Genomic DNA, 14,146 nt, shown 5'->3' on the forward strand with positions numbered 1-14,146 from the left:
CCCGACCGTTCCCAGGAGCTGAACCCGTAACCCTATGCCCACCTCTTCCGCACAGGCTGCCGCCGGGCAGCAAACCGACATGTCCGTTCTGGCGACCCTGACGCCAGAAGCCCTTGCCGCATGCCTGACGCGGGAGTTGAGGGACGCCACACCAGATGATGCCGCCATCCCCCCAAGGGATGAGGCCGTGGCTATTTTCCGGCGGCATCTGGGGCGTTATCAGGCGGATGTTCGCAAACGGTTTGAGCAGTATGAACTCAAGGGGGCGGCAGCCGCCAAAACCCTTGCGACCTTTGCCGACGTTATGCTGCGCGCCATTGTGGACTTGGCCGTGCGGGCGACCACAGTGGACGAACCACCTGCCATGGGGGGGCGGTCGGGGTTTGCCGTGGCAGCAACAGGCGGGTACGGGCGCGGGCTGCTGGCACCGTTCAGTGATATTGACCTGCTGTTCCTGATCGCGCAGGGCGCGGGTGAGCGTGCTCACCCCGTAGTGGAATATGTGCTGTATTTTCTGTGGGATCTGGGGGTCAAGGTTGGCCACGCCACCCGCACGATAGATGAATGTATTGCCGAGGCATCCAAGGATACCACGGTCCGTACCGCCCTGCTGGACGCACGCCTGCTGGATGGGGATACAGCCCTGTTTGCCATGTTCGAGGCCCGCTACATCCTCTCCTGCGTGGAGGCGGGGGCTGCGGGCTTTATTCATGACAAACGGCGCGAGCGGCTGGAACGGCACCGCAAGTTTGGGGATAGCCCCTATCTGGTCGAACCCAACATAAAGGAAGGCCGGGGCGGGCTGCGGGACCTGCAGACCCTGTACTGGATGTGCCGCAACACCTTTGGCACCCGCCATGTGCGTGACCTGCTGGCCCCGGAATTTATATGGATGGGCCTGCTGACCGAGCAGGAAGCCGCCCGTGCCCGCCGGTCGTGGGATTTCCTGTGGACCGTGCGCCTGCACCTGCATTACGTGGCCGGGCGGGCGGAAGAACGCCTGACCTTTGACATGCAGCCCGTTATTGGCGCGCGTATGGGCTACACCCGCCACGGCCGCCAGAACGGGGTGGAGCGGTTTATGCGCCACTACTTCCTGACCGCACGGGAAGTCATGCGTCTGACCCATGTACTCGAACCCGCCGTACTGCGGCAGGCGCAGGGCCCGGTGGCCAATGCCGCCAAACCGGACGAAGCCATGCGTGAGGCAGGCTTTACCCTGCTGGATGGGCAGATCCTGCCCGATCGGGGCGTGTCCTTTGATCAGGACCCCATTAAAATGATGCAGATTCTGGACTGGGCGCGCCTGCGCCGCCGTCCACTGCACCCGCTGGCGCGGCACCAGCTTATCCGGTGGGAGCGCCGGGCCATTACCCTGCGGGACAACCCCGAGGCCGCGCGCATCTTCCTCGACCTGTTGTGTGGAGACACGGCAGAGGAGGAGCAGCGCCCGCGCAGGCGTGGGGCGGCCCTGCCGCCACCAGCTCCTACGGAGGAGAACTCACCGGTTTATTCCGCCGCGTATGGCAGCCATCCGCCATCGGGCCATTCCTACTGGCTCCATATCCTGAACGAGACCGGGATTTTTGGCCGCCTTATTCCCGACTGGGCCCGTATTGTCGGGCAGATGCAGTTTGACACCTACCATGTGTTCACGGTGGATGAGCATACGGTAGAAGCTATTCGTATTCTGGACGAAGTGGCCGCCGGGCGCATGGCGGACGAAATTCCCATTGCATATGAGCTGATCAAGGGCCTGCATTCGCGCCGCGCGCTGTATATGGCCGTGCTCCTGCATGACGTGGCCAAGGGGCGTGGCGGGGATCATTCGGAAATCGGGGCTGAAATTGCCGCCGAACTCTGCCCCCGTCTTGGCATGTCGGGGGAGGAGACGGAAACAGTCTCATGGCTGGTTCTGCACCACCTCCTGCTCAGCCATACCGCCTTCCAGCGTGATATTGACGACCCCAAAACCATTCTGGACGTTGCAGATATTGTGCAGTCCCCCGAGCGGTTGCGTCTGCTGCTGTTGCTGACCATTGTGGACATGCGTGCGGTAAGCTCGCGCGTGTGGAACGCGTGGAAGGCAACCTTGCTGCGGGAGCTGTACCTGCGTGTGGCGGAAGTTCTGGCTGGTGGCCTTTCCACCACCGAGCGCGACGTGCGCGTGCGCCACGCCAAGGATGTAACAGCCGAAATTCTGGGTGAAGAAGGTGTGCCCCAGCGTGACATCGAGCACTTTCTGGGGCTGGGTTATGCAGGGTACTGGCTGTCGTTTGATTACGAGACCCACAGCCGCCATGCCCGCCTGATCCGTGATGCCGATGCGCGTAGTGCCCCCCTTACGGTGGAGGTTCTGCCCCTGCCAGCGCGGGGTGTGACCGAGGTTACCGTCTATACGGTGGACGTACCGGGCCTGTTTTCCAAGATTGCAGGGGCGCTGGCGTTGGCCGGGGCCTCCATTGTGGATGCGCGCATCCATACCATGACCCACGGCATGGCGCTCGATACGTTCTGGATTCAGGACACATCAGGCCAGGCGTATGAAGAAACACACCGTCTGGCGCGCCTGACATCCCTGATCGAGCAGGGGTTGAGCGGGCAGCTTGATATTGGGGCCGAAATTGCACGGGCAGGCTTTGGCCATATGCCGCTGCGCATGCGGGCCATCCATGTGCCCCCACGGGTGGTGGTGGATAATGGCGTGTCCAACACTTACACGGTTATCGAGGTTAACGGTCGCGACCGCCCCGGCCTGCTGCATGACGTTACCGCAGCCATGAGCCGGGAGAACCTCCAGATCGCCTCTGCCCATATTACCACCTACGGCGTGCGGGCGGTGGACGTGTTTTACGTCAAGGACCTGTTCGGCCTGAAGATTACGGACAAGAAGCGGCTGGAGGAAATCCGTGAACGTCTGCTGGCAGGGTTGAAGGAGGCGGAGGCCGAGGCATCCGCCTGTGCTAACGCCCGCTACTCAGCCTGAAGTTACGCTCTGGCCCGGGCTGACAGGTGATAGCCCTTTGTCCAGCCCGGCACGCAGTTCCATGCCCTGCGGGCTGGTAGGGTTAATCAGCCCGGTGCGCAGGAACAGGTCGATCAGCACCAGATTGACGTTGAACTTGAACTCATCCGTATCCCGCACAATGCGGTAAGCCTCGCTCAGCGGGATCAGGGCAAAGCTTTCTACCTCGCCATCGGCGGCGGTTGGCTCAAAGCTTTCGGGTAGGTACAGGTCATAGCAGTATAAAATATCACGCCGCAGCCCTTCGGGGCGGTTCAGGGCATAGACCAGCCGCCCGGCCTGCACGGCCTGCTCCGCCAGTGGGCCGGGTATGCTGGCTTCTTCTGCGGCTTCCTTGATCAGTGCCTCACGCGGGGTGTGGCCTGCGGGCATGCCGCCTGCCACCAGATGGTCCAGTTTGGAAGGGTCCAGCCGTTTGTCGGCTGCCCGCCGCCCGGTCCACAGGTGCAACCCATCTGCCTTGCGGACAAGGCCGTTCATATGCACACCCGTTGCCACAAACCCGAACAGGGGCAGTGCTCCGCGGTCTATGCGGCCTACAACGGGCTGGTCAATGTCGGGATAAACATCAAACAGTTCGTGGTGGGATTTGTAAAATCCTTCTCTGGCAAGCTCTTCCCCCAGTGCTTCAAGCCCCTTGGGGTGGGGAATGTTAAAGCCTTTGTCTGGCGTGCCAAAGCCAGCCTGCTCCATACGGGTGAACAATTCGGGCGCCAGCCAGCCAGAAGGCGTGCCGCCAAGGGCAAGGGGGGCGCGCCCACCCGGAAGAGTAGCCGTGTTGCAGTCCGTCAGATGGCGGAGGAACGGGTTGGCATGGGAAGGCATAAGGGCAAAGGTCCTGTTCTTGCTGTGCCAGACACGAATGCTGTTATCGGGGCATAAAACGGGCATGGCAAGGTGGCAGGGGGTTGCAAAAACTGCCTGACGTGCCACATCCGGGGGCATGTCCCCCCGTAGAGCAGTGTCTGGCCCACTCAATAGGCCGGTTTCCTATACTTTTGCCCGTTTGTTGCCTTATCTGTGGCCGCAGGAGAACAAGGCCCTACGCTGGCGTATGGCGCTGGTGCTGGTTGTTCTTGTGGCCGGAGAGCTGGCTACGCTGTCTGTGCCCATTGTGTATAGCAAGGTGGTGGACAGGTTTGTGCACCCCAACAGTCTGGCCATGGCACCGGCACTGCTTATCCTGTGCTACGGGCTGGTGCGCCTTGTGTCCGGCGCGTTGACCAACCTGCGGGATTCCCTGTTCGCCCCCGTGCGCTTCCGTGTGGCACGGCAGGCGGCCTATCGCAGCTTTGCGCATATGCATAAGCTTTCCCTGCGCTTCCATCTGGACAGGCGCACAGGGGGTGTTACGCGCGCCATAGAGCGTGGCACGGAGGCGGTGGAAACGCTTTTGCGCATGCTCATGTCCCTCTCGCCCACCATTTTGCAGGCCTTGCTGGTGATGGGGGTGATCTGGCGGCTGTTCAACTGGACCTATGTGCTCATGATCGCGCTCATGATCACGGCCTATATTGTGTTTACGGTCCGCTTCACCTCGTGGCGGCTGGGTATCCGCCGCCGTATGAACGACACCAACACCGAGGCATCTGGTCGGGCGCTGGACAGCCTGCTCAATTACGAAACCGTAAAATATTTTGGCAACGAGGAGCATGAGGCCCGGCGGTACGACAACGCACAGGCCCGCTACGAAAAAGCGGCCATGAAAACCCAGTACTCGCTAGGGGTGCTCAACTTCGGTCAGGCTGCCATTATTGCCATATCCCTTGCCGCAATCATGCTGCTGGGCGGGCATGATGTGGAGGTGGGGCGTATTACGGTGGGTGAGTTTGTTATGGTCAACACCTACCTGCTCCAGCTTTACGGCCCGCTTAATTTTCTGGGTTCCGTGTATTCGGGTATCCGCACCGCTCTGGTTGATCTGGAACATATGCTCAGCCTGACGGAAGAGGTGGTGGAAGTGGCAGACCCGGCCAGTCCGCTCCCCATTGCCACGCGTCTGGCGGACTCTGCCCCAGCGCAGGTGGCGTTCCGTGATGTGCACTTTGGCTACCGCCCCGAGCGGGAGATCCTGCACGGCGTCAGTTTTGATGTGCAGCCGGGGCACAAGGTGGCCATTGTGGGGAGCACGGGGGCAGGTAAATCCACCATAAGCCGCCTGCTGTTCCGTTTTTACGATACATGGTCCGGCGCGGTCCTGGTGGATGGGTATGACGTGCGCTCATACCGTCAGGCGGACCTGCGTGCGGCCATAGGCGTTGTCCCGCAGGATACCGTGCTGTTCAATGACAGCATAGGTTACAACATCGCCTACGGGCGTCTGGGGGCTACGCCTGAACAGGTGGAGGAAGCCGCCCGACTGGCCCAGATACATGATTTTATCATGACCCTGCCCGAAGGGTACGAAACACAGGTGGGCGAGCGTGGCCTCAAGCTCTCCGGTGGGGAAAAACAGCGCGTGGCCATAGCCCGCACGATTTTGAAAGACCCACGCGTTCTTGTGCTTGACGAGGCCACCAGCGCGTTGGACACACATACGGAAAAAGAAATTCAGGCAGCGCTTAAAACCGTTTCCGCCCACCGGACAACCCTTGTGATCGCTCACCGGCTCTCCACTATTGTGGATGCGGACGAAATTCTGGTCATGGGGCAGGGGCTGGTTGTGGAGCGTGGCACGCATGCGCAGTTGCTGGCGGCACAGGGCCAGTACGCAGCCATGTGGGCTGCACAGGCCACGGGGGAGGGCTGACCTGCTGATTGTTGCCATCCCGCCGAATCCGGCAGATGCTGCACAGAACGTAAGGAGTAAAAACATGGCGGATAACCACGCACACGCCACGACTGGGGCGGAAAATGCAGCACATGCCGGGCAGCGCCCCGAAGTGCCCGAAGACCTTGCTCGCTGCGCAATGGTGATCGAACACGCCATTGACCATTTGCGGAATGAGAAGTTCCCGCCACTGGCTGTGGCCTCGGCATTGCTTGGCGGATCGCTGGGTGTGATGGCCCGCAGCATGGACAAGGAAACCATCCTGCGTATTCTCGACTCTGCCGCGCAAAGCGTGCGTTTGGGTGATGTTCACGCCTCCGTTCTGGCCGATGGTGGTGAGGAAAGCGAGAAAGCCTGAGCTTCAACCCTTGACTGAGGGCGACGGCTAATGTCATAAGCCGCGCCAATCCTGAATGTGGTCGCCGGGCGTTTGTCTCGGCCCTCTAGTTCCTTTTTTGTTTAAGACAAGGATGAGACAATGTCCCGTCGTTGCCAGATCACCGGCAAAGGCGTGCTGACCGGAAACAACGTCAGTCATGCCAACAACAAATCCCGTCGTCGCTTTCTGCCCAACCTGCAGGAAGCTTCCCTGACGTCCGAAATTCTGGGCTCCGCCGTTCGCATGCGCGTTAGCGCACGTGGCCTGCGCACCATTGAACACAATGGTGGTCTGGATTCCTTCCTGCTGAGCACGCCTAACCGCAAGCTCCCCACGGAAGCACAGGTCATCAAGCGTCGCGTTCTGCGCGTGCAGGCCAAGAAGCAGGCTGCCGCAGGCGTCTGATTCAGGGCTTTGTCTATTCCGTAGGAACCGGGGTCTGCCACATTAGGTGACAGAACCCGGTTTCTGCGGTTCAGGCGCCTGCCACTCCTTGTCAGGCGCTTTTGTCTATCGGCCGGTGTCCGGCAGCCAGCTTTCTGAAAGCAATAATTTTCAGGGGGCGTTCAAGGCGTTCGGCGGCCACAGGCGCGAAGGTTTGTTCCTGTCGCGCCTTACCTGTTTTCTGGAGGTTTTCGTGTCCGCCACAACTGATCTGTCCAAGATCCGTAATATCGGTATCACCGCGCACATTGACGCGGGTAAGACAACCACGACCGAACGCATTCTGTACTACACCGGCGTGTCCCACAAGATTGGTGAAGTGCACGAAGGTAACACCACCACAGACTACATGGCCCAGGAACGTGAGCGTGGTATTACCATCACCTCCGCCGCCGTGACCTGTGACTGGAAAGATCACCGGATCAACATCATCGACACCCCCGGACACATCGACTTCAACATCGAAGTGAACCGCTCGCTGCGCGTGCTCGATGGTGCCGTGTTCATCATCGAAGGTGTTGCCGGTGTTCAGCCGCAGTCTGAAACCAACTGGCGTCTGGCTGACCGTTACAACGTTCCGCGCATCATCTTCATCAACAAGCTCGACCGTACCGGCGCAGACTTCTACCGTGCATTCGACACGCTGAAGGAAAAGCTGGACATCGTTGCTATCCCCCTTCAGCTGCCCATCGGTGCGGAAGACCAGTTCCTCGGCGTTGTCGATCTGGTGGAAATGAAGGCCATCATCTGGGAAGGTGGTGAACTGGGTGCGAAGTTCCACGACGAAGAAATTCCTGCCGACCTGAAGGAAAAGGCTGCCGAAGCACGCCAGAACCTGCTGGACACGGCCTTGGCTGTTGATGAAACCGCCATGGAAGAATACTTCGAAAAGGGCGACGTTTCCGTTGAAACCCTGAAGCGCTGCATCAAAAAAGGCGCCATTTCGGGTGAATTCCGTCCGGTTCTGTGTGGTACGGCCTTCAAGAACAAGGGCGTGCAGCCCCTGCTCGACGGGATTGTTGACTACCTGCCCGCTCCTAACGACGTTGAAGGCATTCGTTGCGCTCCGCCGGAAGGTGAAGAAGAAAACGAAAGCGCACAGCCCATCCTGCCGGTTGACCCCGATGGCAAGTTTGCTGGTCTGGCGTTCAAGATCATCAACGACAAATACGGCACGCTGACCTTCGTGCGCGTCTACCGTGGCGTTCTCAAGACCGGTGATACCGTTCTGAACACCACCAAGGGCCACAAGGAACGTATTGGCCGCATCTATCAGATGCACGCTGACAAGCGCGTGGAACTGAGCGAAGTGCACGCTGGTGATATTGCTGCGTTCGTGGGTCTGAAAGACTCCCAGACGGGTGACACGCTGGCCGATCCTTCCGATCCGGTTGTTCTGGAACGTATGTCCTTCCCGGTTCCGGTTATCGACATCTCCGTTGAGCCGAAAACCAAGGACGCAGTGGAAAAGATGACACTGGCCCTGCAGAAGCTGGCTGGTGAAGATCCCTCCCTGCACCTCAAGACCGATCAGGAAACGGGCCAGATCATTCTGTCCGGCATGGGCGAGTTGCATCTGGACATCATCATCGACCGTCTGCGTCGTGAATATGGTGTGGATGCAAACGTGGGTGCGCCGCAGGTTGCATACCGCGAAACCATCTCCAAGCCGCACACGGAAACCTACACCCACAAGAAGCAGTCTGGTGGTTCGGGTCAGTTCGCAGAAGTGAAGATTTCCTTCGAGCCGGTTGAACGGAACGAAGGCATCTCGTTCGAGAACAAGGTTGTTGGTGGTACCGTGCCGAAGGAATACATTCCTGCGGTGGAAAAAGGTATCCGCATGCAGTCTTCCACAGGTGTTCTGGCTGGATTCCCCACGGTTGACTTCAAGTTCACCCTGCTTGACGGCAAATACCATGACGTTGACTCGTCTGCGCTGGCGTTTGAAATCGCTGCAAAGGCCTGCTTCCGTGAAGGTATGAAGAACGCCGGTCCGGTTATTCTGGAACCGATCATGGACGTGGAAATAACCACTCCGAACGATCACGTTGGTGACGTGGTGGGCGATCTTAACCGCCGCCGTGGTATGATCCAGAGCCAGGAAACCTCGGGCTCCACGGTTATGGTTCGTGCACATGTGCCGCTGAAGGAAATGTTCGGTTACATTTCTCACCTGCGTTCCATGACCAAGGGCCGTGCGTCCTTCACCATGCAGTTCCATCACTATGATCCGGTGCCCCGTAACGTGGCAGACGAAATCATGGCGCAGTCCCGCTAAGTTTTTCATCCTTCGGGTTGGAAAAACAACAAGGCCGCCTCCCTTCGGGGAGGCGGCTTTTTTGTTGCGTGCGCATCGGGACAGCACAAAGCCATACGCCGGGTTGAGTTCTGTATTTTGGAAGATGAAAAAGGGAAGGGAGCGCTGGCTCCAGTTCCCATTGTAGCAGCATCGGAGTGCCGCATGCTCCTCCCGGAGGAGGAGGTAGTCTGTGTGTTGGTCAGGCTCTGTGGCGGCAAACGGTGGTGCGCTTGCCGCCCGGATAGGAGCTGTTAGCCAAACTCACCAATATCATGCATGAGCGCTACGCTGATCTCGCGCAGGAGATCGAACATCTGGCCCATGGGGGTAAAGATGTCGCGGTGTTCGCGCACGTAAATGCCTTCTTCACGCGGGCCACGTGGCTCGTGGAAATCCAGATCGGACGGTCCGGTGCCTGTGGGGAAGATGAACTTCATTTCCTTCAGAACCGTAGGAATATCCAGACACAGGATATGCTGCATCATCATCTCGTGGTTGAAGCCACCACGCGGCATGAAGAAGGGGATGCGGCACGCCAGCAGCCAGATGCGCTCGATCAGCATGATCCGTATGGCATGGAGCAGACGAATGCGTGGCTCCGTGCGCGGGGCATGCTGCCATGCTTCACGCAGGGCCAGATGATCGGCCTGAATGCGGCGGAACATGGTATGCAGTTCCGCAGAGAGGTTCAGGCCTTCCAGCCCCCCCATAAGGGCCAGAAAAGCTTTCTGCCGTTTGGGAGATGTTTCCTCTGTTGCGCGGTCCAGCCAGAAGCCGGGGTCCAGCATACACACAACGCTCTTGAGCACCTTGTCATCCGAGCAGGCAAGGGCATGGCGGGCAAAGTCCAGCGCGCGGTGGAAGCGGGGGCTGGAGGTGTTGAGTGTTTCAAATGTTTCGGGGTGGCGCTGGGCGGCTGCCCCCAACCCCTGCAAGGTATTGGCGCACCAGCCAAGCTGCTGGAGAATGGCGTTGTTGGGGATGGCCCGCAACTGGCTGGGGTGCGTGATCCGGCTGCGGGTTGCTGCCTCCGCACTTTGCCGTGCGGGTGGGCGGGAGCCGGTGCGGTCAATCAGGGATGGGCCAAAAGCCCCCAGCAGGGCCGCGTAGCCGGGGTCAGCGACCAGCCCTTTCATGTTGTCGATCACGCTGGAGAAGAAGTCGGCCGAAAAGTCCGGATGGTCGTAAATGGGGTCACTTTTCTGCTGATCGCTCAGGAACAGGTTTTCCGCAATGGTTGCCATGGTGGCGGTGGCCAGTTCCGGGCTGCCGAACAGCAGGTAGCCATCCCCGCCCTGAAAAGCGGTTTCCTCGCGACAGTGGATGTTCGAGCTTTCAAAGCGCTTCCGCACATGGGCGGGGGAGAGGTAGTCCAGCCGGTCTGCCATGCGGAAGGGGTGCGCGCCACGGCCTATGCTTTCGCCGTGCGTGTCAAAGAATACGACTTCAACATCGCTCAGGTCCCAGCGTACCAGCAGGTCATGGATGTGTAGCCGCAGCCGTTCGATCTGGTAGGAAGCCGCAAGCTGGCCAATATAACGCCCGGAATCCGAATAGCCGAACTGGAAGCATATCCGCCCGACGCGGCGCACGTAATCGCGCCATGTGGGGGAGCGGAGCGCTTCCTCCACAATGTGTTCGCCTTTGACCAGAGCATCTTCTGTTTCAAACAGCGGCGAAATTTCAATACGGTCGGCAACTCCAAAATAGGTTGCAATCCAAAGGGCCGTCAGCAGGGTGTAACCGGTTTCGGTCTCGGCAATCAGGAAGCGGACGGGAGTATCGGAATCCACGTATTTGACAATCTGGGCGATTGTCATCATCAGCCGCCCGGCCGATGAGGGGTCGCTGAGCAGAGCGCCAAAGTCCACCGGTACGGGGGTTACGCTGTCCAGCGCATCGTTCACACGGTTGAGCAGGGCGCGGCGCTGGGCCGGGTTGGTCGGGTCGTCCAGCAGGTTCAGCTTCTGGCGGACAAAGTTATGGATCTGGCTGGCGTTCAGCCGGACATGGGTGTGTGCCAGCCCAAGGCCGTGGGCCATAAACCCGGCCCGTGCCACCGCAAGGGGGAGCTGGGCGGAAGGGGGAGCATTTTCAATAGCGGTCTGCAACAGCGCGTTCAGGTCGGATGCGCAGGTCAGTGCCGTTGTGCGGCCATTTACCAGCAGTTCGGCAAAACGGGCTACTGCCTGCCCATCCGTTGCACCGTTAGGGACTGCGCTAATCTGGGCTTTAACGCAGTCTATGGCTTTTTGGAGTGTCTCTGTCAGTTCGGGGGCCAGAACGCCCTCGTGGGTAATCTGGCGTTCGAGCCGCATGAGCTGGAACAGCTTCATGCGCAGGCGCAGGCGCAGGGTGTCCCACCAGCCTATGTCCGTGCGGCCATCCGTATCGTAGCCTACCCAGCTTGTGGCAATGACCGGGCGGGGGGAAAGGGTGGTCCACTCCTGCGGCCAGGTGTTTTTGGCGGTTGTGAGCAGGGCGGCGTTAAGCTGGTCTATGGCATCCCGCGCACGGGTAATGGCCTGCACGGCCAGCGTAAACTCTTCCTCCAGCGTTGGGTGAACGCTGCGGCGGTGGGTTGCAAAAAACGGTGCGGTTTCGGGCGGAATATCGTGCGAGGCACTCTGGGCCAGTGCTTCGTACACCGGGTTGCTCAGGGCAAAGGTCGGGTGAGCCGTAAACACAGCGGCAAAACGGATGGAGGAAACAAGCTGGCTATACGCCGCAAAGGAGGGCGTGGGCAGGCTGGTACAAAGCTGCTCGGCAACATGGCGCAGCTTGTCCTGTGCGGTATCAAGCGTGGCACCGCCCACATAGCGGTGCAGGTGGCGTGAGCGGTTTAGAAAAGCCTGATCGCGCAGGGTGCGCACCAGCTGGGTGACATCCTCAAACGTGATTGTCCCACTTTCCAGTGCATCACTGAGCCGCAGGGCCGTGCCCATAACGGGGTTGGTGCCTTCCGCCGGAGTGCCGGTAGAGGACATGTTGGCAATGGAGGCGAGCACGCTCCCGATGCGAGGGGGAAGGGTAGAAAAATCCGTGGTCATGGCGCGCTCTATATCCTTGCGGATTGAATCGGAAAAGAAACAAAACGTTCGGGCAACAATTTATTCGCCAGCTTTTCATGTCTGCTTTCTGTGCGCAACCGCCTCACGCACACTTGGGGTGGCGGTGGGGGAGTGCTATTCATGGTTCCATGACAGTGCATACCGACACGGAAGCAGACATTGCCGCCCGGCAGACACTCCGGCGATACCAGAATGCAGCCACAGGGCTGCTGGTTGCCATGGGGGGGATGACTGCTCTGGGCTATGCCGCCCCGGCTGCGGGCTGGGTAAAGGATGGTTTTTTTCTGGAAATGTTCCGCGCCGGTGCGCGGGCCGGTGTGGTCGGGGGGGTGGCCGACTGGTTTGCTGTTGTGGCCCTGTTCCGCCACCCGTTGGGGCTGCCTATTCCGCACACCGCCATTCTGCCCGCGCAAAAAGACCGTCTTGCCCGCGCCCTTGGGCGGTTTGTGGCCAGTCAGGTGTTTACCGCCAAGGAGGTCGAGCGTGTGCTGGCCAAGGTGGATGTGCCCGGCTTTATTGCCAATCTGCTGGAAGACCCCGCAACACAGGATGCGGTGGTAGGGGCCATGGCGCGCTCCATGCCGCAACTGCTGGACCGGCTGGAAGATGGCAGGGCCAGCAACGCCATAGGCCGGATTATGCCGGGCCTGCTGGGTGGGAGCGACCTGTCCCCCGTTATTGCCAAGGCGTTGCGCAGCCTGGTTGATGATGACCGGCATCAGGAGGTGCTCTCCTACTTCCTCAGTCAGCTCAAGGACGGGCTGAAGGCCAAGGAAGGCGCTCTGCGCGACATGATTGAAGACCGCGTGCGGGAGCAGGGGGGGCGTATTCTGGGCTGGGCCATTGGGGGTTCGATTGCCACCAAGGTGCTGAGTGCCGCCGCACAGGAACTGGACCGAATCGATCCGGAAAATTCCAGCCTGCGCGAAGGCTTTACAAGCTGGGTGAGACTCCAGATCGACCGGATAGAAACAGACCCAGAGCGTGGGCGGGAGTTTACGCAGGCCGTGACCTCCGTGCTGTCGCACGAAAGTGTTGTGGGCTGGTGGGGGGACATCTGGCTACGCTTCCGCCGCATGGTGGAGGCCGATGTGGAGGACCCGCAGGGGCGCATTGCCTGCCTGCTGCGCGATGCACTGGCGCGTATGGCCGGCCAGTTGCGGAATGACGAGGTATTGCGCCAGCGCATTGTGGAGCGTGTGGACAGCACAATTGGCAAGGCCCTGCCGTTTGTGCGCGACCAGATGGCCGAGTTTATTGCCCGCGTTGTATCGGGCTGGAACGCGGTGGAAATTGCAGAAAAGCTGGAGCTGCGTGTGGGCAAGGACCTCCAGTTCATTCGTTTTAACGGCACACTGGTCGGGTTTGCGGTGGGGGCGATGCTGTTTGCCATTCTCCGGCTGACATTCGGGATTAACGCGCAGTAAGTCCTGTTTTGTGTCTGACGGTTCAGGGCGAGGCAAAAGTTAGCCGCATGGCACTTGAGCGGATATGGAAAGGCTTGTGTCGCAGGGATAGGCGTAAGCTTGGATAAAGGCAGTTCTGCGGGGAACCGCAGATCACATATGCGTTGAAAGGCTGGAGTGGGCTGCCTGTAACAGGACGTTTTGGGTTGACGTTGGCAACGCTTGTCGCCATGTATCCGAAACAGGACCATTCAGGTCTTTAATTAGGTGAAAGCCGGATTATGCTGAAACTTTCCCGTCTGGCGGACTATGCGATCGTCATACTTGTTAAACTGGGGGAACAGGACGGTGTGGTGACATCCCCAGCCCTTGCCGCCATTACGGGTGTGCCTGAACCCACGGTTGCCAAGGTGCTCAAGGTTTTGTCAGCCCATGGTTTTGTGCTCTCCCAGCGTGGCGCAAAAGGTGGTTATCGTCTGGCCCGGTCCCTGGCGGATATGTCTGTTGCCAGTGTGATTGCCGCAGTTGATGGCCAGATCGCCCTGACCGCCTGTGTTGGCGGGCGTGAGTGCGATACCGGTCTGTCCTGCGGTTTGTGTGGTAGCTGGGACGTTATCAACACGGCAATACGCTCAACACTGGAGGGAATCTCGCTGGAAAGCATGCGCCCCAAGGAGGCATGCTCCACGGTTCTCTCCCAGATCAACAAGCTCAACGCGACCCACACAGTACGGGAAGGGGCCTGAACA

Annotated in this window: 9 protein-coding genes; 7 read left to right on the top strand and 2 right to left on the bottom strand. The window is 59.7% G+C overall.

What is annotated here, in order from left to right:
* Positions 1-34 precede the first annotated feature (34 nt).
* Positions 35-2,986 carry a [protein-PII] uridylyltransferase gene (locus tag GOB83_RS05335; protein WP_086645450.1) on the top strand — a complete coding sequence of 984 codons (2,952 nt, stop codon included), beginning with the start codon at positions 35-37 and terminating at the stop codon, positions 2,984-2,986.
* Here the strand turns inward: GOB83_RS05335 and GOB83_RS05340 are convergent.
* Complete coding sequence (locus GOB83_RS05340) at positions 2,978-3,850, bottom strand: NUDIX hydrolase (protein ID WP_165925495.1); 873 nt, start codon at positions 3,848-3,850, stop codon at positions 2,978-2,980. The two genes, GOB83_RS05335 and GOB83_RS05340, sit on opposite strands and share 9 nt — an antisense overlap.
* Positions 3,851-4,031: 181 nt before the next feature.
* Here GOB83_RS05340 and GOB83_RS05345 point away from each other — a divergent pair, with 181 nt between their 5' ends.
* The 4 genes from GOB83_RS05345 to fusA all read left to right on the top strand — a co-directional run bounded on the left by GOB83_RS05345 (position 4,032) and on the right by fusA (position 8,899).
* Positions 4,032-5,774: an ABCB family ABC transporter ATP-binding protein/permease gene (locus GOB83_RS05345; RefSeq protein ID WP_194301304.1), complete on the top strand. Its 1,743-nt coding sequence runs from the start codon at positions 4,032-4,034 to the stop codon at positions 5,772-5,774.
* Positions 5,775-5,838: 64 nt separating this feature from the next.
* The gene (locus GOB83_RS05350; protein ID WP_165925432.1) at positions 5,839-6,153 is read left to right on the top strand and encodes a hypothetical protein; all 315 of its coding nucleotides are present in this window, start codon (positions 5,839-5,841) and stop codon (positions 6,151-6,153) included.
* Between the two features lie 120 nt (positions 6,154-6,273).
* Positions 6,274-6,579, top strand: coding sequence for a 50S ribosomal protein L28 (gene rpmB, locus GOB83_RS05355; RefSeq protein WP_086645448.1), 306 nt, complete (start codon positions 6,274-6,276; stop codon positions 6,577-6,579).
* A 232-nt stretch (positions 6,580-6,811) separates the two neighbouring features.
* Positions 6,812-8,899 carry an elongation factor G gene (gene fusA, locus GOB83_RS05360; protein WP_086645666.1) on the top strand — a complete coding sequence of 696 codons (2,088 nt, stop codon included), beginning with the start codon at positions 6,812-6,814 and terminating at the stop codon, positions 8,897-8,899.
* Between the two features lie 272 nt (positions 8,900-9,171).
* Here fusA and GOB83_RS05365 read toward each other — a convergent pair whose 3' ends face one another.
* Positions 9,172-11,970: a phosphoenolpyruvate carboxylase gene (locus GOB83_RS05365; RefSeq protein WP_165925433.1), complete on the bottom strand. Its 2,799-nt coding sequence runs from the start codon at positions 11,968-11,970 to the stop codon at positions 9,172-9,174.
* 77 nt (positions 11,971-12,047) lie between these two features.
* On the opposite strand from GOB83_RS05365, the gene GOB83_RS05370 reads away from it, so the two are divergent.
* Together GOB83_RS05370 and GOB83_RS05375 are read left to right on the top strand one after the other, a co-directional pair.
* Complete coding sequence (locus GOB83_RS05370; protein WP_373321592.1) at positions 12,048-13,418, top strand: DUF445 domain-containing protein; 1,371 nt, start codon at positions 12,048-12,050, stop codon at positions 13,416-13,418.
* Positions 13,419-13,678: 260 nt separating this feature from the next.
* On the top strand, positions 13,679-14,143 hold the full coding sequence (locus GOB83_RS05375) for an SUF system Fe-S cluster assembly regulator (RefSeq protein WP_086645445.1): 465 nt from the start codon (positions 13,679-13,681) through the stop codon (positions 14,141-14,143).
* Positions 14,144-14,146 lie beyond the last annotated feature (3 nt).

The organism is Acetobacter fabarum (genome assembly GCF_011516925.1).
Lineage (GTDB): Bacteria > Pseudomonadota > Alphaproteobacteria > Acetobacterales > Acetobacteraceae > Acetobacter > Acetobacter fabarum.